The sequence below is a fragment of the Ensifer sp. Root278 genome, assembly GCF_001429285.1.
Classification (GTDB): Bacteria; Pseudomonadota; Alphaproteobacteria; order Rhizobiales; family Rhizobiaceae; genus Ensifer.
The window spans coordinates 54,412-76,161 of record NZ_LMJJ01000042.1; the positions used below are offsets into that span (position 1 = coordinate 54,412).

A 21,750-nucleotide genomic window follows, 5' to 3' on the forward strand; every position below is an offset into this window, starting at 1 on the left:
ATGAGACCAGGTCACTGGCGTGACCTGGGGACCAAGAGGCCTTTATGTCTGCCGCCTTCGATTTTGATCCGCAGCCCCGCCGTGCGTCCGTCGCCGTCGATGTCGGCGGGGTCATAGTGGGCGGTGGCGCGCCGGTGGTCGTCCAGTCGATGACCAACACCGATACCGCTGATATCGACGGAACGGTGGCGCAGGTTGCCGCCCTTCACAAGGCCGGCTCGGAACTGGTGCGCATCACCGTCGACCGCGACGAGAGTGCCGCCGCCGTGCCGAAGATCCGCGAGCGGCTCGAGCGCCTCGGTCTGGACGTGCCGCTCGTCGGCGACTTCCACTATATCGGCCACAAGCTGCTCGCCGATCATCCGGCCTGCGCCGAAGCGCTCGCCAAGTACCGCATCAACCCGGGCAATGTCGGCTTCAAGGACAAGAAGGACAAGCAGTTCGCCGAGATCGTCGAAATGGCGATCCGCTACGACAAGCCGGTGCGCATCGGCGTCAATTGGGGCTCGCTCGACCAGGAACTGCTGACGCGGCTGATGGACGAGAACCAGGCGAACGGCTTTCCGCTGACGGCCCAGCAGGTGACGCGCGAGACCATCGTGCAGTCGGCGCTCTTGTCGGCGGATCTCGCAGAAGAGATCGGCCTGCCACGCAACCGCATCATTCTCTCCGCCAAGGTTTCGGGTGTCCAGGACCTGATCGCCGTCTACGCCATGCTGTCGGCACGCTCCGACCATGCGCTGCATCTCGGGCTGACGGAAGCCGGCATGGGCACCAAGGGCATCGTCGCCTCCTCGGCCTCGCTCGGCATCCTGATGCAGCAGGGCATCGGCGACACGATCCGCATTTCGCTAACGCCGGAGCCCGGTGGCGACCGCACCCGCGAGGTGCAGGTGGCGCAGGAACTGCTACAGGTCATGGGCTTCCGCCAGTTCATTCCGGTGGTTGCAGCGTGTCCCGGCTGCGGGCGCACGACGTCCACCGTGTTCCAGGAGCTCGCGCAGAAGATCCAGGACGACATCCGCCGCAACATGCCGGTCTGGCGCGAGAAATATCCCGGTGTCGAAGGCCTGAAGGTCGCGGTGATGGGCTGCATCGTCAACGGCCCGGGCGAAAGCAAACATGCGGACATCGGCATCTCGCTTCCGGGCACCGGTGAAATGCCGGCCGCCCCAGTTTTCGTTGACGGCCAGAAGGCGATGACCCTGCGCGGCCCGAACATCGCCGCGGACTTCGAGACGCTGGTTTCCGATTATATCGAGAAGCGTTATGGCCGCGGCCAGGCGGCTGCCGAATAGGCGGTTTCTTCCGGGCAGTTCCAAGCGACGTACAAGGCTCCTGCCGCCCGGAAGCGCGCGGCTTGGGGCCTATCGCCGCGACGTCAGCCCGCTCTCAGGTGGAATCACTCGAAGCGGAAAGACGCTCTAGAGGATCTCGTCCAGCGCTTCGATCAGTCGCGCGCATTCCTGATCGGTGCCGATCGTGATGCGCAGGAAATCGGAAATGCGGGGCTTGGCGAAATGGCGGACCAGCACGGCCCGCTCGCGCAGCGCCTTCATCAATGCCTCGCCGTCATGGCCCGGATGCCGGGCGAACACAAAGTTGGCCTGAGATGGCAATACCTCGAAGCCGCGTTGAGTGAGGTCCGCCGCAAGCAGTTCGCGGGAGTCGATGATTTTTGCGCGCGTTTCCTCGAACCAGGCCTCGTCCTCGATCGCGGCGATGGCGCCTGCTTGCGCCGGACGGCCGAGCGGATAGGAGTTGAAGCTGTCCTTCACCCGCTCCAGCGCCTCGATCAGCGGCCGCTGGCCGATGGCGAAGCCGACACGAAGGCCTGCAAGCGCGCGCGACTTGGAGAAGGTCTGGACGACCAGCAGGTTCTCGTATTTCGAAACGAGTTCTGCTGCCGACTGGCCGCCGAAGTCGACATAGGCCTCGTCGATGACGACGGGCTGGTCCGGGTGGCTTGCGACGAGCCGCTCGATTTCGGCGAGCGGCAGGCCGATGCCTGTCGGAGCGTTCGGGTTCGGCAGGATGATCGCGCCGCAGGGGCGATCATAGTCGGCGATGTCGATCTCGAAGGCGTCGTTGAGCGGGACCTCGACCGTGTCGATCTCGAAGAGCCGCGCGTAGGTCGAATAGAAGCTGTAGGAAATATCCGGATAGAGCAGCGGCGAGTCGTGCTTCAGGAGGCCGGCGAAGATATGGGCCAGCACCTCGTCCGAGCCGTTGCCGACGAAGACTTCCTCCGCCGTCACGCCATAGCGCGCGGCGATCGCCTGGCGAAGCTTGAGCGCCAGCGGGTCGGGATAAAGGCGGAGATCGCTGCTTGCTGCAGCGCCGATCGCGTCGAGCACTTTTTGCGAGGGACCGTAGGGGCATTCGTTGGTGTTAAGCTTCACCAGATTGGCGATGCGCGGCTGCTCGCCCGGCACATAGGGCTTGAGCTTCGAGACGATCGGCGACCAGTATTTGCTCACGGGGCTAATTCCTGCGGTTGGCGACGAAGCGGGCGGTTTCGATGAGGATGGCCGAGCGCTCACCATAGGGCGCGAGCAGGGATTCGGCTTCTGCGACCAGTTGCTCCAGCCGCTCCTCTGCCCAGGCCTGGCCGTGCAGCGCGACCAGCGTGCCTTTGCCGCGGGCGGCGTCCTTGCCGGTCGCCTTGCCCATGGTCTCCGCGTCAGCAGTGAGGTCGAGCAGGTCGTCAGCGAGCTGGAAGGCAAGGCCGATCTTTTCGCCGAAGTGGCGAAGCCGGGCGCGGTCGTCTTTCGATGCGGCAGCGACGATGGCGCCCGCTTCGCAGGCGAAGCGGATGAGGGCGCCGGTTTTCATGGCCTGCAGCGTCACGATGCCGGCCTCGTCGGGCGGCGACTTCTCTGCTGCCAGATCGAGCGCCTGTCCGCCGGCCATGCCACCGTGGCCGGCGGCGCGTCCGAGCGCCAGGATCAGCTCCACTTTCTGGCCGTCCGTCAGCAGCGTTTCGGGGGCCGCGATGATGTCGAAGGCGAAGGTCAGCAGGCTGTCGCCGGCGAGGATCGCGGTTGCCTCGTCGAAGGCCTTGTGCACCGTCGGCTGGCCGCGGCGGATATCGTCGTCGTCCATCGCCGGCAGGTCGTCATGGACGAGGGAATAGCAATGGACGCATTCGAGCGCCGCCCCGACGCGCAAGGATGCATCCAAGCTGCCGCCGAGAAGATCCGCACATTCGATCACCAGAAAGGGGCGCAGCCGCTTGCCGCCGTTCAGCACGCCGTGCCGCATGGCCGCGAGCAGGTTTGCTGGTCGCGCAATCTCGTCGACCGCCGTCGCCGAGCCGAGCAGGCGCTCGAGCAGAGCTTCGACGGCGCGGGCATTGCCGGTGAGGCGGCGGGTGAAGGGCGATGTGTCCTGGCTCATGCGCGCTCTTTGGCACGGGCGAAGAGGGCTTTCAACGGGGATTCGTGTCGCAGCGGCGCGCTTTCCCTGGGACAGCCGCCTGGGCGCCTTGCCTTTTACCAGAAAGCCCGTTCAACTTTGCCGGACCATACACTAAGAGAAGCGGATGGACAGCGAGGTGAACAGTCAGGCCGTGAACGTCGTTCCGGAAGCGCGCGAGGAGGGCGAAGTGCCTTCCAGTCGCTGGTCTTCGCTTCGCCGGACGTTGCGCAAGAAACGCCGCCAGATCATCCTGGCTGTCCTGGGTTTCGTTGCCCTGCCCTATGTGCTGATCGTTCTCTATCTCGTCGAGTTCGTCCACCCGGTCTCCACCTTGATGCTGCGCGATCTCGTTCTGCTTCGCGGCTACGACCGCCAATGGGTCGATTTCGAGAACATCTCGCCGGTGCTCGTCCAATCGGTGATGATGTCGGAGGACGGTCAGTTCTGCGCCCATGACGGCGTCGACTGGGGCCAGATGCGCGGCGTGGTCGAGGATGCGCTTGAAGGGGAATCGACCCGTGGCGCCAGCACCATCCCGATGCAGACGGTCAAGAACCTCTACCTCTGGAACGGCCGCTCCTTCCTGCGCAAGGGCATGGAGCTGCCGCTGGCGGTCGCTGCCGATTTCGTCTGGAGCAAGCGGCGGATGATGGAGATCTATTTGAACGTCGCCGAATGGGGTGATGGGATCTACGGTATCGAGGCGGCGGCCCGCCACCATTTCGGCGTTTCCGCGGCGAAGCTCTCGCGCCGGCAGGCCGCACTGCTTGCGGTTTCGCTGCCCAACCCGAAAGAGCGCAATGCCGGCAAACCCGGCCGTGGGCTCAAGCGTCTGGCGAATTTGATCGAGCGTCGCGCCAGCCGCTCCGGCGGCTACATCACCTGCCTTTATGATTGAGATCAGACCTTTTCATTGGATGCGGTTGCCGGGGGATGTCATCCTGGCTTCGTAGAGTTCTGCCATCTGGGCCCTCTCTCCATTCAAAAGGCCCGATCGCTCCCATGACCTCGATTTCCCCTTCGCTTCTCGCCTTTGGCCGCAACGCGGACACCATTCCGCCGAAGCATATCGGAACCCGCTACGCCACGGACGGCCGCTTCCTGCGTGAGCCGGGCAACACGGTCGTCTCCCACGTCACCGCCGGATCGCCGTCCGAGACGGCCGTGCTTGCCGTGCGCGAGCGTCTGATGGCGATGCCCGAGGCGGGGCAGTTCGCCTTCACGCATCCGTCCAGCCTGCACATGACGATCTTCCAGGGCATCATCGAATATCGTCGCAGGCTACCCTATTGGCCCGTCGATATGGCGCTCGATACACCGATCGATGTGATGACCGAACACTACTGTGCGCGGCTGAGGCACTTTGCGCCGTTGCAGCCCTTCCGTGCCCGCGTGACCGAGATCACGCCAACCGGTCTCGCGCTTGAAGGCGACAGCGTCGCCGATCGGGCTTGCCTCAAGGCCTGGCGCGATGCTTTCGCCGAAGTCTTCGGCTATCGCCATCCTGATCATGACGACTATGCGTTTCACATCACCTTCGCCTATGTCATCGACTGGCTCGATGACGCGGCACTGCCGCGCTGGCAGGAAATGTTGAGCGAACAACTCGCCTGCCTCAGGGAGCGGGCGCCGGTGATCGAGCTCGATCCGCCGGCCTTCTGCTCGTTCGAGGACATGAACCATTTCGAGGAACTGATCGTTTTCTCGGACAGATCAGCAATCACGGCCAGCAATTAAGGCCAGCATCAAGGAATGTAGATGACCGGACTTACCCTTTACGTCGGCAACAAGAACTATTCGTCCTGGTCGATGCGGCCCTGGATGGCGATGACCGCCGCGGGCATCGCCTTCGAGGACGTGGTCATTCCCTTCGATTTCGCGGCCGGCAATCCTGATATCCGCGCGATCTCGCCGACCGGAAAGGTGCCGCTGCTGCGCCACGGCGATCTGCTCGTCTGGGAATCGCTGGCGATCATCGAATATGTCGCCGAGCTCTTTCCCGACGCCGGGCTTTGGCCGTCCGATCGCCAGGCCCGCGCCCGGGCCCGCAGCTATTCCATGGAGATGCTCTCCGGTTTCAGGGCGCTGCGCGGTGCCTGCCCGATGAACATCCGCCGGGAGAGGCGGGCGCTTCAGGTGGATGCCGACGTTCGCGCTGATGTCGTGCGCATCGAGCAGATCTGGAAGGAGGCGCTTGCCCACTCCGGCGGGCCGTTCCTCTTCGGATCCTTCAGCGCGGCCGATGCAATGTACGCGCCTGTGGTCAACCGCTTCGACGTCTACGATCTCGTTGCGGATCAAGAAACGCTCGGCTACATGCAACGGGTGAAGGCACATTTCGCTTTCCGGAAGTGGGAAGAGGCTGCCCGCGCCGAGCCGTGGGTCGTTCCCGATGACGAGGTCTGAATCGGCGCCGCCAGATCTTGAGTCGAAAAATTGCGGCTGGGGACTGGTCAAACAGCAGTTGCCCATGTATAAGCGCGCCAAATTTCCGTGATTGACATCTGTTTAACACGGCCATTTCGGCTGCTGAACAGTGTTTGCCCGATAAGTGGAGAATGAAATGGCTGTACCTAAAAGAAAAACGAGCCCGTCCAAGCGTGGCATGCGCCGTTCCGCTGACGCTCTCAAGACGCCGACCTACGTCGAAGACAAGAACTCCGGCGAACTGCGTCGCCCGCACCACATCGACCTGAAGACCGGCATGTACCGTGGCCGTCAGGTTCTGACCCCGAAGGAAAACGCATAAGCGTTTCCGTTCGTGGAATGGTTCAAAGGGCTGGCTCTGCCGGCCCTTTTGTTTTGCGTCTGACATTTTCTCGCTTGGACCCTGTGTTATCCGCAGGAGCTAGAGCATCACGCGCCAAGGTGAAGTCACTGGAAGCGGAGAGATGCTCTAGACCCTAAGTGCTGGAGCGTCCTTGGTGCGTTCATGCGAACGCACAGCGCTCTACAGCGCCGCGCGTCTTATCAGACGCGCAAAGGTCGCTGTAGCACTTTGAATTGCTGCATGTTTTTGTCCTTTAACCGGCTACGATTAAAGGAAACATGCAGTAGGCCTGAAGACGCCGCAAGACGCGGCAAAGGAGTTCGTGCCCGATGCTCGCTGCCGTTCCGCTGCTGATCCTGCCGTTCGTTGTCTACAATCTCGCGATGATCGGAATGTTCGGCGGTATTGCCGGCTTGAACGCCGAGATGCTGTCGCTGTCCATGCTGTCGGGCGCGACCTGGACGATGCGCTTCGGCGACCTCCTGATCGTCGTCGCACTGCTGTTGCTCTTCGTCGAATTGCTGAAGGCGACCCGCACGAGCACGCGTGCGCTGATGGATCACCTGTTGTCGATGATTCTGTTCATCGCCTTCCTGATCGAATTCCTGCTGCTGGCGCCGGCGGCAACCCAGCTCTTCTTCATCCTGATGACGATCAGCTTCATCGACGTCATCGCCGGCTTCGCCGTCTCGATGCGCTCGGCCGGACGGGACGTGTCGATCGGCCTTTAAAGCCTGTAGCGCAAAAGTGCGCAGCGGTTTTGCGACAACGACATGCGAAATATCAAGAACTTAAAGCGCAAGGCGCGAATCTGAAAGATCGCGACGCGCTTTAGGTCACGATCGATCCCGGGGCGTTGGCCCAATTCAAAACATGGTTTGCTGGACGGGAATTGGGCGGGTGACTCACACCCGCCTTTGCAAGGAGAATGCGCTCAGCCGAGATTGTCGAGCTTGGTCTGGAGCGCGCGAAGCTGTTCCTTGAGCTCGTCGATATCCTTGGCTTCGGCCTTCTTGGTTTCCTTCACCGGCGGGGCGGTGATGAACGGCGAGAACATCTGCATCGCCTGATGGAACATCTCGGTATTGCGGCGGACCTGCTCTTCGACAAGTTGCAGCGGAACCTGCAGGTTCTTGCCGAGCGGCGTGTCACCGAAGGCCTTGTTGATCTGCTCGCGCATCTGCGACTGCTGCTCGGTGAAAGCCTGCATCGAATGCTCGAGATAGCTCGGCACCACCATCTGCATCTGGTCGCCGTAGAACGAGATCAGCTGGCGCAGGAAGGAGATCGGCAGCAGCGTGTTGCCGGTCTTGGACTCCTGCTCGAAGATGATCTGCGTCAGCACGGAATGGGTGATGTCCTCTCCGGACTTTGCGTCCTGGACGATGAAATCGTCGCCCTTCTTCACCATGACAGCCAGGTCGTCGAGCGTGACATAGGTGCTGGTCCCGGTGTTGTAGAGCCGCCGGTTCGCATATTTTTTTATAACGATCTGGCCTTCGTGCTTCGCCATCAGGGTCTCCTCTCACCCATCATCCCGTCTTTATTGCGTTTTTCAGAGTATCCGCAAAAGAGCGCCGCTGACAATGTCTTTGTGCGTTGCGGCGACGCAAGTGCGAAATCTTGCGGTTGCGTCTTGAGTGACGGTTTTGTGGCACCGCATCAAGGCGTTTGACTTGCGCCGCGCGCTTTGCCAGTCTGCTTCCATTAGGCAAGAAAGATCTGAGGAAACGTCCCATGAGCAATCCCTCCATCGTGATCGCCAGCGCCGCCCGTACCGCGGTCGGATCCTTCAACGGTGCATTCGCCAACACACCGGCGCACGAACTCGGCGCCGCCGTCATCAAGGGCGTGCTCGAGCGCGCAGGCGTCGAGGCAGGCGAGGTCGACGAGGTGATCCTCGGCCAGGTCCTGCAGGCCGGCGAGGGCCAGAACCCGGCGCGTCAGGCGGCGATGAAGGCGGGTCTTCCGCAGGAGAAAACCGCCTGGGGCATGAACCAGCTCTGCGGTTCCGGTCTTCGTGCCGTGGCGCTCGGCATGCAGCAGATTGCAACCGGTGATGCGGATATCATCGTCGCCGGCGGCATGGAGTCCATGTCGATGGCGCCGCATTGCTCGCATCTTCGCGGCGGCGTGAAGATGGGCGATTTCAAGATGATCGACACGATGATCAAGGACGGTCTGACCGACGCCTTCTACGGCTATCACATGGGCATCACTGCCGAAAACGTCGCCCGCCAGTGGCAGCTCAGCCGTGAAGAGCAGGATACTTTCGCGCTCGCCTCGCAGAACAAGGCCGAAGCGGCCCAGAAGGCCGGGCGGTTCGCCGACGAGATCATTCCCTTCATCGTCAAAGGCCGCAAGGGCGACGTCACCGTCGACCAGGACGAATATATCCGCCATGGCGCAACGCTCGACCAGATGACGAAGCTGCGTCCGGCCTTCGACAAGGAAGGCACGGTCACCGCCGGCAACGCCTCCGGCCTCAATGACGGCGCCGCGGCCACTCTGCTGATGACCGAAGCGCAGGCTTCCAAGCGCGGCATCCAGCCGCTCGCCCGTATCGTTTCCTGGGCAACGGCCGGCGTCGATCCGCAGGTCATGGGCACCGGCCCGATCCCGGCTTCGCGCAAGGCGTTGGCGAAAGCCGGCTGGGCGATCGGCGACGTCGAACTGGTCGAGGCCAACGAGGCTTTCGCGGCACAGGCCTGCGCGGTCAACAAGGACCTCGGCTGGGATCCGTCGATCGTCAACGTCAATGGCGGCGCGATCGCCATCGGCCATCCGATCGGCGCTTCCGGCGCCCGCGTGCTCAACACGCTGCTCTTCGAAATGAAGCGCCGCGGCGTTTCCAAGGGGCTTGCAACGCTCTGCATCGGCGGCGGCATGGGCGTCGCCATGTGCGTCGAACGGCTCTAATCGGTTTGGCGGCATGAACAGCGCCAGGTGGGTTCCGTTTTCCCTTCTTCTGGCCGGTTCGCCGATCGTTTCCGCACATGCCAATCCCGCGCCTCTCGACGAGGCGCGGTTGGTTCAGTGCATGCTGGAACATACGACCTCGGACGACGAGGCCGTTTTCAAGGACATGATGGTTGCGGCCCCGAACGATGACAGTGGCGCTTTGAAAGCGTCGCTCGTTCAGCTCTCCAGTCTGATGATGAACCTCGCGCTCACCAAGTGCGAGGTGGGTATGTCTATGCTCGCGACGCCTCAGTTCCAGGCTGCCGCCGAGCTCTACGGACGACAGGTCGGCGAAAAGCTGATGAAGAAGGCCTTTGAGAAACTGAACTGATCAAGTGGGAGGCGTGCATGAGCAGGGTAGCATTGGTCACAGGTGGGTCGCGCGGCATCGGCGCGGCAATCTCCGTCGCACTCAAGAATGCCGGCTACAAGGTGGCCGCAAACTATGCCGGCAATGACGAAAAGGCTGAGGCCTTCAAGCAGGAAACCGGCATCCCCGTCTACAAGTGGGATGTTTCCAGCTATCAGTCCTGCGCCGAAGGCATCGCCAAGGTCGAGGCCGATCTCGGCCCGGTCGAAGTGCTGGTCAACAATGCGGGCATCACCCGCGACGCGATGTTCCACAAGATGACGCCCGAGCAATGGGGCGAGGTGGTCGGCACCAACCTCACCGGTCTCTTCAACATGACGCATCCGATCTGGTCCGCCATGCGCGACCGCGGTTTCGGCCGCGTCATCAACATCTCGTCGATCAACGGCCAGAAGGGCCAGATGGGCCAGGCCAACTATTCGGCGGCCAAAGCCGGTGATCTCGGCTTCACCAAGGCGCTTGCCCAGGAAGGTGCGGCGAAGGGGATCACGGTCAACGCCATCTGCCCGGGTTATATCGGCACGGAAATGGTGCGGGCGGTGCCGGAGAAAGTGCTGAACGAGCGGATCATCCCGCAGATCCCGGTTGGCCGCCTCGGCGAGCCGGAAGAAATCGCCCGCTGCGTTGTGTTCCTGGCCTCCGACGACGCCGGCTTCATCACCGGCTCGACGATTTCGGCGAATGGCGGACAGTTCTTCGTCTGACCTTTTGATCTCATCATTGCTTTGAACGGCGCCCTTCGGGGCGCCGTCTTTGTGTAGGGCGGAGAGAAGAGACGCCTGTTGCCCCGGCATTTGAATCCCGAAATCGCGCACGTGAATCTGCTGCCGGCGCGCGGCGCAGACACTATATCTTGTGGAGAACAAAAGCGGAATGATGCCCGTACCACGAGTCGCCATCGGATCCTCCCGTATTGGTCGAGGGTGCTCGGTGCGATTCTCATTCTCTCTGCCCAGCGAATCTCCGATGAATTTCGTTAAAAATTTTCTAGGCTTTCCAGAGTCTTGGATTCGGAATCCTTTGACCTGTCTGGCAATGGGACAGCCAGGATTGAGGCGAGTCGTGGGCTCTAACACACGCGCGCGGCGTCAGATTCAGCATGTGGTGCAACGTTTGGTGTTGAAATCTATATGTAGTCGTGAACATACAGTGAATCGCGATGAGTCTTCGATTCGTCGCCGATTCGTTCCATGGCTGTTCCCGTTCTCGATTGCGCCAACCACAACAGGTGGTGCAATGGGCTGAGAGACGCCGAACGATGGTTTTAGTTGTCGGCGCCCCTTGCGTTTGGCTCGGTGCGTGGGCATGTGTTTGCCGCCAGCGTGAAAAGACGCTGTCGTAATTTCTGAATGCCCGGGATCGATGACGTGTCCGTTCACCCCATGATCCTGAGCGGCCGCGGCGTAACCGCGGTGCTCGGGCCAACCAATACCGGCAAGACGCACTACGCGATCGAGCGCATGATCGCGCATGACAGCGGCGTCATAGGCCTGCCGCTGCGCCTCCTGGCGCGCGAGGTCTATACGCGCCTGGTCGAAAGGGTCGGCCATCACAATGTCGCGCTGATCACTGGCGAGGAGAAGATTACTCCGCATCGCGCCCGCTATTCGGTCTGCACCGTCGAAGCGATGCCGAGGGAGACGACCGCGTCCTTCGTGGCGATCGACGAAGTGCAGCTTGCAGGCGATCTCGAGCGCGGTCACATCTTCACCGACCGGATCCTGCATCTGAGGGGGCGTGGCGAGACGCTGCTTCTGGGGGCTGCAACGATGCGGCCGATCCTGGAGCACCTCCTGCCCGGCATTACCGTCGTCGAGCGGCCGCGCATGTCGCAACTGCTCTATGCCGGTTCGAAGAAAATCACCCGCCTGCCGCATCGCTCGGCGATCGTCGCCTTCTCGGCCGACGAAGTCTATGCGATCGCCGAACTGATCCGTCGCCAGCGCGGCGGCGCCGCCGTCGTGCTCGGCGCGCTTTCGCCGCGCACGCGCAATGCGCAGGTGGCGCTCTATCAGGAAGGCGACGTCGAATACATGGTGGCGACCGACGCGATCGGCATGGGTCTCAACCTCGACGTCGATCACGTCGCCTTCGCGCAGGACCGCAAGTTCGACGGCTACCAGTTTCGCAACCTGAACCCGGCGGAACTGGCGCAGGTCGCCGGGCGCGCCGGGCGACATCTGCGTGACGGAACGTTCGGCGTCACGGGTCGCGTCGATCCTTTCGACAACGAGCTCGTTCATCGCATCGAGTCGCACGAGTTCGATGCGGTCAAGGTGCTGCAATGGCGCTCGAAGGCGTTCGACTATTCCTCGCTTACCGCCTTGAAGAAGAGCCTCGATGCCGCGCCGAAAGTTCCCGGCCTTGCCCGGGCGCTACCTGCGGTAGACCAGCAGGCGTTCGAGCATCTGGCCCGCTACCCGGAGGTCGTCGACATTACGACCAATGCCGAGCGCGTCGAAAAATTATGGGAAGCCTGCGCGCTGCCGGACTATCGGCGCATCACGCCCGCCCAGCACGCCGATCTGATCTCGACGATCTACGCGGATCTCGTTCGCCGGGGTACGGTGAACGAGGACTTCATGGCCGAACAGGTCAGGCGTGCCGATCACACCGACGGTGAGATCGACACACTTTCGGCGCGAATCGCGCAGATCAGAACCTGGACCTATGTGTCGAACCGGCCGGGATGGCTGGCCGATCCGACACACTGGCAAGAAAAGACGCGGGAAATTGAAGATCGATTATCCGACGCACTACATGAACGGTTGACGAAACGCTTTGTTGATCGCAGGACATCTGTGCTCATGAAGCGCCTGAGAGAGAATGCTATGCTGGAAGCTGAAATCAGTGTGAATGGTGATGTCTTCGTCGAAGGACACCACGTAGGACAACTAACCGGTTTCCGGTTTACGCTGGCGACCGGCGGCGACGGCCCGGATGCCAAGGCCGTGCAGGGCGCTGCCCAGAAGGCGCTGGCGCTCGAGTTCGAGGCGCGGGCCGCACGTCTGCACGCCTCGGGCAACAACGACCTGGCGCTTTCGTCGGATGGTCTCGTGCGCTGGCTCGGCGATCCCGTCGCCCGTCTGGCAGCGAGCGACCATGTCATGCGTCCGCGCGTCATCCTGCTTGCCGACGATCAGCTGCAGGCGAACGCCCGCGAGCATGTCGTGGCGCGCATCGAGCGTTTCGTGAACCATCACATCGGTACGGTGCTGAAGCCGCTCGACGATATCTCGCGCGCTGAAGACCTCGAAGGCCTCGCCAAGGGCCTTGCCTTCCAGCTCGTCGAGAACCTCGGCGTGCTCTTCCGCCGCGATGTCGCCGACGACGTGAAGTCGCTGGACCAGGACGGTCGCGCTTCGATCCGCAAATACGGCGTGCGCTTCGGCGCGTATCACATCTTCCTTCCGGCACTCTTGAAGCCGGCTCCGGCCGAGCTGATCACGCTGCTCTGGGCGCTGAAGAACGACGGTCTCGACAAGCCCGGCTATGGTGACCTCATCCCGATGCTCGCTGCCGGCCGTACGTCGGTCGTCACCGATCCATCCTTCGAGCGCACCTTCTACAAGCTTGCCGGCTTCCGCTTCCTCGGAAAGCGCGCCGTGCGCATCGACATCCTCGAGCGCCTGGCCGATCTCATCCGGCCGCTGCTGCAGTGGAAGCCCGGTGCACAGCCGCGTCCTGAAGGCGCCTATGACGGCCGTCGTTTCACCGCCACCACCTCGATGCTTTCGATCCTCGGCGCAACGCCTGATGATATGGAAGAGATCCTGAAGGGCCTTGGCTATCGGGCCGACAGCGTCAAGGCCGAGGAGGCTGCGGCCTTCCTCGCCAGCCAGGACGGTGCGCCCGCCTCTGCTGCCGCCGCCTCCGAGCCGGTTGCCGCCGTCGATGACGCGGACGCTGCTGACAGCGCGACGGATGCCGAGACCGCAGCCATTGAGGCACCTGCCGCCGAGGCCGAGAACGCTGAGGGCAAAGTCGCCACCAGCGACGTGCAACCAGCCGAAGCTCAAGTCGCCGAGACCGGAGAACCGGTCGAAGCCAAGCCCGTGCTGCTGTGGCGTCCCGGCACCCGCCAGGATAACCAGCGCCAGGGCGGCGGTCGCCACCAGGGCGACCAGCGTCGCGGCGGCCAGCGCCATGGCCAAGGCCAAGGGCAGAGCGAGGGACGTGAGGGCGGACGCAAGGGCGGCCAGCCGGTGCGCGGCAAGCGCCATGACGGCGGCAAGTCGGAAGGCGGTCCGCGCCAGGACCGTGGTGATCGTCATGATCGTCACGACCGCGGCGGCAAGCCCGGCCAGGGCAAGTTCGAGGCGCGCCCGCCGCGTCGCGAGAAGCCGGTGGATCCGGATTCGCCCTTCGCCAAGCTCGCGGCGCTCAAGGAGCAGATGAAGAAGTAAGGCAGGTCATGGAAAAACAGCCCACGTCCAACCCGGCATCGCGCCAGCGTCTCGACAAGTGGCTGTTTTTCACGCGGCTGATCAAATCGCGCTCGCTTGCGCAAAAAGCGATCGAGGACGGCCGCGTGGCCGTCAACGAGCAGCGCGTGACGCAGTCGTCGTTTCAGGTCAAGACGGGGGACCTGCTTGAGCTCGTCCTCGACCGCCGCAGCGTGACCGTGCGCGTGCTTGCTCCAGGGGAACGACGTGGCCCCTACGAGGAAGCGCGGCTTCTTTATGATGATCTCACGCCGGAATTGCCTAAGGAGAAACTCTCGGCATTTGATCTCGCCACACGCGACCGTGGGGCGGGACGCCCGACCAAGAAAGAGCGGCGGGATACCGATCGGCTAAAACCCGATTTCGATCCGCGCGAGGATTAGAAAACTCTGCCTTTGCCGCGGCGTTTCGCGCATTGAATATTCTTGCAAAGGGTCCATAAAGCCTTTACCTGACAGACCCACGTTGGGTGCATCGGTCTTGCTTCGGCAGCTATGCGCGCCGGACATTCCTAGCATGCGCGGACGATGAGCATCACCATTGATTGCCGTCTGCCATCAAACGTGAGCATTGGCTGGAGTACCTCATGACGTATGTCGTGACCGACAATTGCATTCGCTGCAAGTATATGGACTGTGTCGAAGTCTGCCCCGTGGACTGCTTCTATGAGGGCGAGAATTTCCTCGTCATCCATCCCGACGAGTGCATCGATTGCGGCGTTTGCGAGCCGGAATGTCCTGCCGAGGCGATCAAGCCGGACACCGAGCCGGGCCTTGATATGTGGTTGAAAGTGAACGCTGATTTTGCCACGAAGTGGCCGAACGTCACGGTCAAGCGCGACCCGATGCCGGAAGCCAAGGAGATGGACGGCGTCGAAGGCAAGTACGAGAAGTTCTTCTCCGCCGAGCCGGGACAGGGCGACTGAGACGGACGATCTCTATCGTTCGTCGAGGCTGACGCAGCGAGCGCGACCCAGCGCGCCAAACCTGGGGAAAAACACGCACTGCGCTCGCAGGTGCGAGAATGGTGGCTTGATGGCTGCCATGCAGCAAATTATTGATTTCGGCACTTTTTTGTGATAGGTTCCTTCTACTGATCCACAGAGGGTGTTTTTGCGCGCCCGAAAACCATCACGAAAGCAAACGATCTCCAAAAGGCGGTTTCTCCCTATTACGCAACATGGCTTTGCTCTGTTGCGACCGCATTTCATGAGGCTGTTTGCGTTCCGTGGACGGACCAGGATGTACCCACCCGGCGGTATCCCCGTCTATCCCGGGCCTCACTGACCCGGCCCCGGCCAGAATGGCCGGCGCGAAACAGGGAGTTTTTGAAACGAATGACGACCCAGCAGAAAAAATCTTCGACACGCCAGGGCTTCAAGACCGGTGAATCGATCGTCTATCCGGCCCACGGCGTTGGCCAGATCGTGGCGATCGAAGAGCAGGAAGTCGCGGGCATGAAGCTTGAGCTTTTTGTCATCGATTTCGAGAAGGACAAGATGCGGTTGAAGGTGCCGGTGGCCAAGGCTGTCAGCATCGGCATGCGCAAGCTGTCTGAAACCGATTTCGTCGATCGTGCGTTGAAGGTTGTGCAGGGCAAGGCTCGCGTGAAGCGCACCATGTGGTCGCGCCGCGCCCAGGAATACGATGCCAAGATCAACTCCGGCGACCTGATTTCCATCGCGGAAGTCGTTCGCGATCTCTATCGCGCCGAAAACCAGCCGGAACAGTCCTATTCCGAACGCCAGCTCTATGAAGCTGCCCTCGACCGCATGGCGCGCGAAATCGCTGCCGTGAACAAAATGTCGGAGACCGAAGCTGTGCGCCTCGTCGAGGCAAACCTCAGCAAGGGCCCGAAGCGCGGCAAGGCGATCGACGAAGACGACGCCCAGGACGAAGCAGCATAAGCTTCCAACCCGCAGTGAGACTGCAAAAAAGCCCGGCCATCGCGCCGGGCTTTTTCTTTGATCTGATGGAACTTTTGCCCGCCACGCGCATTTACATTAGCCGGCAGGAACGCGCCGCTTTCGCGCCGGGCGATCTTGGTTCTGTGATCCGTCACCGTTCAGGTTCGTGATTTTGAAGTTAGGGCGCCGCGTCGTTTCTTCAAGTTCGGCGCCGGGGCTCTTGAGCGGGGAAGGAAAAGATCATGCGGTTTTCCGCGCCCATCCCGCTCTGACTTAAAGGAACCGATCACGATGATTTGGATCGATCCGATCCAAATCATCGTGATCTAGACGCCCCTGCTGCCGGACGCGCCATCTGTCCGGCCTTTTAGACTTCACACGCAATGGCGCCCGGGCGCCAGTCACGGAGTGATCGATGAAGACTCTCACTGCAGACCGGCGGATGATCAAGATCGCAATGGAGGCGCCCTATCTCGAGCGCGACGAGGAGCACGCGCTGGCACAGGCCTGGCGGAACGACCATGATCAGGAAGCCCGCAACAAGATCGCCATGTCGCATATGCGGCTCGTGATCTCGATGGCAGCGAAGTTCCGCAACTTCGGCCTGCCCATGGGCGACTTGGTGCAGGAAGGCCATATCGGCCTCCTGGAAGCGGCGGCCCGCTTCGAACCCAGCCGTGAGGTCAGGTTTTCGACCTATGCGACCTGGTGGATCCGGGCATCGATGCAGGACTATGTCCTGCGCAATTGGTCGATCGTCAGGGGCGGCACGAGTTCGGCTCAGAAGGCGCTGTTCTTCAATCTGCGGCGGTTGCGTGCACGTCTGGCGCAAGGCGACAGGCAACTTACATCGCAGGCTATGCATGAGGAAATTGCCGCGGCGCTCGGCGTCAGCATCGCCGATGTGCAGACCATGGATGCGCGGCTTTCCGGCAGCGACACTTCCTTGCAGGCCCCCGTTGGCGGCGCCGATTCCGATGGCGGCGAGCGGCTGGATTTCCTGGCCAGCGATGCGCCGCTTCCGGACGAACAGGTCAGCGACATGATCGACGGCGAGCGGGCCCGTGTGTGGCTCCGCGATGCGCTGGGTGCCTTGACCGAAAGGGAGATGCGGATCATCCGTGCACGACGACTGTCGGAGGACGGTGCGACGCTGGAAGAGCTCGGCCTCGATCTCGGCATTTCCAAGGAACGGGTGCGACAGATCGAAACTCGGGCGCTCGAAAAGCTCAGAGTGGCGCTCGCGACCAAAGCGCCGGCCCTGACTGCGGGCATTCACTAAAGCTTGTCGCGCAAAGGTGCGCAGCGGTTTTGTGATAACGACCTGCGAAATGTCGAGCGCTTAAAGCGCAAGGAGTGAATCTGAAAGATCGCGACGCGCTTTAGAGCAATTCCAGGAAAAGTGCGAAACGGTTTTCCGTCCGGAATTGCGCAATTTCAAACAGTTGGAGCAATTCGCTGTTTTAATGAAACAGTGAAATGCTCTAGCCGTGCATGTTTTCTTTGGCCGTAGCCGGTCAAAGGACAAAACCATGCAGCACTTCAAAGTGCCTTTGCGTGTCTGACAGGACGCGCGGCGCTGTAGGCCTCAGGGGCATAGTCGTACGGGCTTGGACCTCAATCCGAGGCACTGCCCTGTGTTCGAACATCGAGGTCTGGCGCAGCAGCGAAGGCCGGAGCCTTCAGCAGCATATGCGCCTTGGTGCCGTGCTTACTCGGAAACGATCTTGACCTTGTCGCCCGGCTTCACTGTCGAGGTGACCTGCATCGCATTGATCACCCGGAACAGGTCCAGCTTGCGATCCGTCCCCATCATGCGGGCGGAAAGCGTTGCGATCGTCTCGCCGGGCCTTACCGTTACGACGCGGATGCGCAGAGGCTTCAGCGATTGGGCCTCGCCCTGCGTCATGCGGCGGAACGAGCTGCGCAGCTGGTTCGCTGTCGGCTCGAGCGCGTTCGAACCCTTGGGAACGGCGGTCAGGAAGCGGTAGATGCGGGTGTCGATGCGGATGACCGTGACATCGAAATCCCAGCGATCGGCCGAGGCACGCGCGGTCGCGGCTTCCAGACCGTTGATGTTGATCGGCCTGATCGTGTCGGGCTGCAGGCCGGTGACCCAGCCGCTGGCGATATAGTCGGTCAGGCTGCGACCGCCCGTATCCGCCACGCCGTCGAAGCGCACAGCGATGTCACCGGGCCCGGTCGCAAGGACCGCTTCTGCCTTGTTGTCGATCTGGAAGCCGGTCGGCACGTCGAAACGGATTCCGAGCTGGCCGTGCAGGAAGGTCTGGCCGCGGACATAGCCTTCCTGGGGGCTGTCGCCGTAGAGCAGGCCGTCGATACCGGCGAGGTAATAGTCGCGGCCGCGATCGCCGCTGGTGCCCTCCGGCCCGAAGGCGCGGGCATGCCGGCGCGCAAGGTCCACACGCTGCGGTGCATTCGGGTGGCTCGACAGGAAGTCGAGGCTCTGGTCGGATTCCGGATCGACGGCGGTAAAGCGGCTATAGGCTGCCATCGAGTCCAGGAAGCGTGCGGCGGCGTAAGGATCGTAGCCGGCTTCGCCGAGCATGCGCACACCGATGACGTCGGCCTGGAGCTCCTGGTTGCGCGAGAAGGCCGCAAGCCGCAGCTTGCCGCGGGCGAGCGCCTGCTTGCCGGCGAGATCGGACGACAGCACCTCGGAGACCACGCGGCTGGCGATGACTTCCGCTTCCTCGCGTTGCTGACGTTCGATGCCGTGGTTGGCGGTGACGTGCGCCATCTCGTGCGAGAGTACGGCGGCGACTTCGGAGGCATCATTGGCAAGGGCCAGCAGGCCGCGGGTGACATAGAGATAGCCGCCCGGCAGTGCAAAGGCGTTGATCGCCGGCGAATTGAGGATGGTGATGCGGTAGGACTGCTGCGGGTTCTCCGAGACGGCGGTCAGCGCTCCGGCGATGCGGGCGACCAGCCGTTCGGTCTTCGCGTCCTTGTATTCGCCGCCATAGCTTGCGACGATGCGCGGATGTTCGCGTGCGCCCATCTTCGCGCGCGGATCGTTCTTCTGGACCTCGTCGACAATCTGCGGATTGGACGAGGGCGAAACTGTCGGCTCGTAGGATTGCTCGATCACCGACTGGCATGCGGAGAGAAGCGCGGTCGCGATCAGTGCAACCACGGCGCGTGCACGCAGCCGTCCGCGTTTCGGCGGGAACCGGTCGTGTGTGACTGTATGCCTCTCCATGCCTCAGCCCGTTTCCCGTCTGTCGCTCCACCCGCATGCAGCGGGGCAATGGAACGACAGCGTTGAAAGTCCTACTTTTTCAGTCCGGCAGCGTTGCTCCGCCGCGACTGTTCAGCCCTGGTCTTGCTGTATCTGATTTCAGCGCCACCTGCCTAGTTTGTCTCGGTAGAAATAGTTGCCCCGTGGTATCACGGCAACGGATGCGCGAATATTCGCGCTCCCGGCCGGATATTTCGCGCGTCGCACGGCGCCGCGGTCAAATTGTGGCGATCGGCTGAGGGCGAGGAGAAACCGGCCCCACCGTCACGCGTTGCCAAGAAAGCGGTCGATTGCCGCATTGTCGCGCCGCTCCAGGAAGCGGTCGAGCGTATCGTGTGCAATGATACGCCCCTGGTCGAGAAAAAGCACGCTATCGGCCAACGCCTTCACGTCTTCGGGATGGTGCGTGATCATCAGAATGGTGTTGCCTTCTTCCGCGTGCAGTTCGCCAAGAAGCGTGCGCATGCCGGTGCGCATCCCGGGGTCGAGGGCCGCAAATGGTTCATCCAGCAACAGGAGGGGGCGGTGCCGCACAAGTGCGCGGGCGAGCGCGACCCGCTGGCGTTCGCCGCCGGAAAGCGTAGGCGGCAGCCTTCGTCCGAAGCCTTCAAGCCCAACGCGGCGAAGCGCGTCCTCGATCCTCTTCCGATCTTCGTCCGTCAGGCGAAGTGCCGGGTCGATACCGAGGCCGACATTGGTCGCGACATCGAGATGGGCGAAGAGATTGTTGTCCTGGAAGATCATCGAGACCGGACGCTCCGAAGGTGCCTGGTTGGCAGCGTTCTGGCCGAGGACACGGATCTCGCCGTGGTCGGCATCTTCAAAGCCTGCGATGAGGTGAAAGAGCGTCGACTTGCCGGAACCGGAGGCGCCGGCAACGGCGACGATGCCGCCGGCAGCGATAGTGCAATCGAAGTGCAGCGTGGTCGTTTCGAAACGAATCTCGACATTGCGCAGTTCTATGGCAGCGTTGGGCTCGGTCATGCTTTGCGTCCTTCCCGCCGGCGGACGTCTTCCGTTGTGCCGAGGATGGTGAAGATCAGGCAGAGAAGCCCGAGGAAGAGGGCGAGGCCGGCCGCATCGGCGGTGCGGTAGCTGCCCATGCGGCTATAGAGCAGCCAGGGAAGCGTCACCATGTCCTGCGAGCCGAACAGGGCGACGGCGCCGAGATCGCCGAGCGATAGCGCCATGGCGAAGGAGAGCGCCATCAGCAGTGGCCTTCGGAGCGCCGGAAGGTCGATCCATCGCAGGCGATGAAAACCGCGGATGCCGAGGCTCGCTGTCAGCCGCTCGGAACGCGCCGCGTGCGTCGCCATGGCCGGCGCCAGGATGCGGTGGACGAAAGGAAGCGCCATCAGGGCGTTGATTGCCACGACGATGGCAGGCGCAAAGCGCGCGACATCGCCGAAGGGGCGAAGGAGCAGAAACCAGCCGGCGCCGAGCACGACAGGCGGCACCAGCAGGATCAGCGAGGTACTGGCGCCGATCGCACCGGCAAGGCCGTGTGCCGGCGCGCCCGCATGGCGTGGCGCGGTGACCGTCGCCGCGGCGCGGATCATCACGGCCGCCATGGCGACGGAGGCGAGTGCCGAGGCGAGCGCGATCGCCGCACTCGTCATCAGTGCCCGGTGCACGCTCGGATCGCGCGCGAGCTTCAGAAGATCGGCCTGCAGGCCGGAGACGACCACCGCAATCAACGGGGCGATGAGGAAGAGCAATGCCAGGATGATCCAGGCGCCATCGTTGAACAGCGCCGCTGTCGTTGTGCCATCGAAGCGTCGAACGGTTCGGCCGCCGGTCATGCCCTCTTCCGGATCCGTTGCCAGACGTCTGAGGATGAGAAGCAGGACGCCGGTCATGGCGATCTGCAGGCCGGACAGCGCGATGGCGCGTGGCGGATCGAAATCGAAGCGCAGCGCCTGATAGATCGCGACCTCGATGGTGCTGGCAGCGGGCCCGCCGCCAAGCGTCAGCACGAGCGTGAAGCTGGTGGCGCAGAGCATGAAGACGAGGCCGGCCGCGCCTGGCAACAGGCCGCGCAGGACGGGCCATTCGATGAAGCGGAAGAGCGCTCGGGAGGGCATGCCGAGATTGGCAGCGCTGCGCCAGTATTCGGCGGGAATGCGCTCGAGGCCGGCCAGGAACAGGCGCGCCGCAAGCGGCATGTTGAAGAAGACATGGGCAAGCAGGATGCCGAACAGGCCATAGATGCTGATCGGTTGCTCGAGGCCGAGCCAGCGCAGGCCGGAATTGAGGAAGCCCTGGCGTCCCCAGATCTCGATCAGCCCGAGTGCGCCGACGAGAACGGGCAGGCCGAGCGGCAGCGCCATCAGCCGCAACAGCCAGATCCGGCCGAAGAAACGCGGCCGCCGCGCCAGCGCCCGCGCCACCGGTATCGCGAAGAGCACGGATAGCAGAGTGGAAAGGCTTGCCTGCAGCAGCGTGAAGCGGGTGACGCGCCAGATATAGGCGTCGAACAGAGTGCCTTCGTCCGTGCCGCCGGTTTGGGCGAGCAAGGCGGCGATCGCCAGGCCGACGAAGAGCAGGAAGGCGCCGAGGCAAATCGCCCCGGCGACAACAGTCATGCGGTTTTCGCGAAGTGCGAACAATCCGGCC

General features: G+C 62.6%; 20 protein-coding genes. 14 read left to right on the forward strand and 6 right to left on the reverse strand.

Going from position 1 to position 21,750, the window contains the following annotated elements; genetic code table 11:
- Positions 1-44 precede the first annotated feature (44 nt).
- Positions 45-1,298 (forward strand): flavodoxin-dependent (E)-4-hydroxy-3-methylbut-2-enyl-diphosphate synthase, encoded by a 1,254-nt coding sequence (gene ispG, locus ASE60_RS28000; RefSeq protein ID WP_057254876.1) that lies wholly within the window; start codon positions 45-47, stop codon positions 1,296-1,298.
- Positions 1,299-1,424: 126 nt separating this feature from the next.
- On the opposite strand, the gene hisC is transcribed toward ispG, so the two are convergent.
- The gene (hisC, locus tag ASE60_RS28005; protein ID WP_057254877.1) at positions 1,425-2,480 is read right to left on the reverse strand and encodes a histidinol-phosphate transaminase; all 1,056 of its coding nucleotides are present in this window, start codon (positions 2,478-2,480) and stop codon (positions 1,425-1,427) included.
- Positions 2,481-2,484: 4 nt separating this feature from the next.
- A complete protein-coding gene (locus ASE60_RS28010) occupies positions 2,485-3,399 on the reverse strand; it encodes a polyprenyl synthetase family protein (RefSeq protein ID WP_057254878.1) in 915 nt (304 codons plus the stop codon).
- A 172-nt stretch (positions 3,400-3,571) separates the two neighbouring features.
- Here ASE60_RS28010 and mtgA point away from each other — a divergent pair, with 172 nt between their 5' ends.
- The 5 genes from mtgA to ASE60_RS28035 all read left to right on the forward strand — a co-directional run bounded on the left by mtgA (position 3,572) and on the right by ASE60_RS28035 (position 6,921).
- Positions 3,572-4,318, forward strand: a complete 747-nt coding sequence (gene mtgA, locus ASE60_RS28015; protein WP_192495172.1) for a monofunctional biosynthetic peptidoglycan transglycosylase — start codon at positions 3,572-3,574, stop codon at positions 4,316-4,318.
- A gap of 104 nt (positions 4,319-4,422) precedes the next feature.
- Positions 4,423-5,157 (forward strand): DUF1868 domain-containing protein, encoded by a 735-nt coding sequence (locus ASE60_RS28020; protein ID WP_057254879.1) that lies wholly within the window; start codon positions 4,423-4,425, stop codon positions 5,155-5,157.
- A 21-nt stretch (positions 5,158-5,178) separates the two neighbouring features.
- On the forward strand, positions 5,179-5,826 hold the full coding sequence (locus tag ASE60_RS28025; protein ID WP_057254880.1) for a glutathione S-transferase family protein: 648 nt from the start codon (positions 5,179-5,181) through the stop codon (positions 5,824-5,826).
- Positions 5,827-5,983: 157 nt separating this feature from the next.
- Positions 5,984-6,169, forward strand: a complete 186-nt coding sequence (gene rpmF, locus ASE60_RS28030) for a 50S ribosomal protein L32 (RefSeq protein WP_057254881.1) — start codon at positions 5,984-5,986, stop codon at positions 6,167-6,169.
- Positions 6,170-6,519: 350 nt separating this feature from the next.
- Positions 6,520-6,921, forward strand: a complete 402-nt coding sequence (locus ASE60_RS28035) for a hypothetical protein (RefSeq protein WP_057254882.1) — start codon at positions 6,520-6,522, stop codon at positions 6,919-6,921.
- A gap of 203 nt (positions 6,922-7,124) precedes the next feature.
- On the opposite strand, the gene phaR is transcribed toward ASE60_RS28035, so the two are convergent.
- Positions 7,125-7,703, reverse strand: a complete 579-nt coding sequence (gene phaR / locus ASE60_RS28040; protein WP_057254883.1) for a polyhydroxyalkanoate synthesis repressor PhaR — start codon at positions 7,701-7,703, stop codon at positions 7,125-7,127.
- 224 nt (positions 7,704-7,927) lie between these two features.
- On the opposite strand from phaR, the gene ASE60_RS28045 reads away from it, so the two are divergent.
- The 8 genes from ASE60_RS28045 to ASE60_RS28080 all read left to right on the forward strand — a co-directional run bounded on the left by ASE60_RS28045 (position 7,928) and on the right by ASE60_RS28080 (position 17,154).
- On the forward strand, positions 7,928-9,109 hold the full coding sequence (locus ASE60_RS28045) for an acetyl-CoA C-acetyltransferase (protein WP_057254884.1): 1,182 nt from the start codon (positions 7,928-7,930) through the stop codon (positions 9,107-9,109).
- A gap of 13 nt (positions 9,110-9,122) precedes the next feature.
- Positions 9,123-9,482 carry a hypothetical protein gene (locus tag ASE60_RS28050; protein ID WP_057254885.1) on the forward strand — a complete coding sequence of 120 codons (360 nt, stop codon included), beginning with the start codon at positions 9,123-9,125 and terminating at the stop codon, positions 9,480-9,482.
- A gap of 17 nt (positions 9,483-9,499) precedes the next feature.
- On the forward strand, positions 9,500-10,225 hold the full coding sequence (locus tag ASE60_RS28055; protein ID WP_057254886.1) for a beta-ketoacyl-ACP reductase: 726 nt from the start codon (positions 9,500-9,502) through the stop codon (positions 10,223-10,225).
- A 663-nt stretch (positions 10,226-10,888) separates the two neighbouring features.
- Complete coding sequence (locus tag ASE60_RS28060) at positions 10,889-13,927, forward strand: helicase-related protein (RefSeq protein ID WP_057255085.1); 3,039 nt, start codon at positions 10,889-10,891, stop codon at positions 13,925-13,927.
- A gap of 8 nt (positions 13,928-13,935) precedes the next feature.
- Positions 13,936-14,349 (forward strand): RNA-binding S4 domain-containing protein, encoded by a 414-nt coding sequence (locus ASE60_RS28065; protein WP_057254887.1) that lies wholly within the window; start codon positions 13,936-13,938, stop codon positions 14,347-14,349.
- 203 nt (positions 14,350-14,552) lie between these two features.
- Positions 14,553-14,891, forward strand: a complete 339-nt coding sequence (gene fdxA / locus ASE60_RS28070) for a ferredoxin FdxA (protein ID WP_057254888.1) — start codon at positions 14,553-14,555, stop codon at positions 14,889-14,891.
- A 411-nt stretch (positions 14,892-15,302) separates the two neighbouring features.
- Positions 15,303-15,872, forward strand: coding sequence for a CarD family transcriptional regulator (locus ASE60_RS28075; RefSeq protein WP_034802893.1), 570 nt, complete (start codon positions 15,303-15,305; stop codon positions 15,870-15,872).
- 415 nt (positions 15,873-16,287) lie between these two features.
- Complete coding sequence (locus tag ASE60_RS28080) at positions 16,288-17,154, forward strand: RNA polymerase factor sigma-32 (RefSeq protein WP_057254889.1); 867 nt, start codon at positions 16,288-16,290, stop codon at positions 17,152-17,154.
- A gap of 429 nt (positions 17,155-17,583) precedes the next feature.
- Here ASE60_RS28080 and ASE60_RS28085 read toward each other — a convergent pair whose 3' ends face one another.
- The 3 genes from ASE60_RS28085 to thiP all read right to left on the reverse strand — a co-directional run bounded on the left by ASE60_RS28085 (position 17,584) and on the right by thiP (position 21,743).
- The gene (locus ASE60_RS28085) at positions 17,584-19,095 is read right to left on the reverse strand and encodes a M48 family metalloprotease (protein ID WP_057254890.1); all 1,512 of its coding nucleotides are present in this window, start codon (positions 19,093-19,095) and stop codon (positions 17,584-17,586) included.
- 303 nt (positions 19,096-19,398) lie between these two features.
- Positions 19,399-20,118, reverse strand: coding sequence for a thiamine ABC transporter ATP-binding protein (thiQ, locus tag ASE60_RS28090; protein ID WP_057254891.1), 720 nt, complete (start codon positions 20,116-20,118; stop codon positions 19,399-19,401).
- The gene (gene thiP, locus ASE60_RS28095) at positions 20,115-21,743 is read right to left on the reverse strand and encodes a thiamine/thiamine pyrophosphate ABC transporter permease ThiP (RefSeq protein ID WP_256436665.1); all 1,629 of its coding nucleotides are present in this window, start codon (positions 21,741-21,743) and stop codon (positions 20,115-20,117) included. Before thiP ends, thiQ begins: the two co-directional genes overlap by 4 nt.
- Positions 21,744-21,750 lie beyond the last annotated feature (7 nt).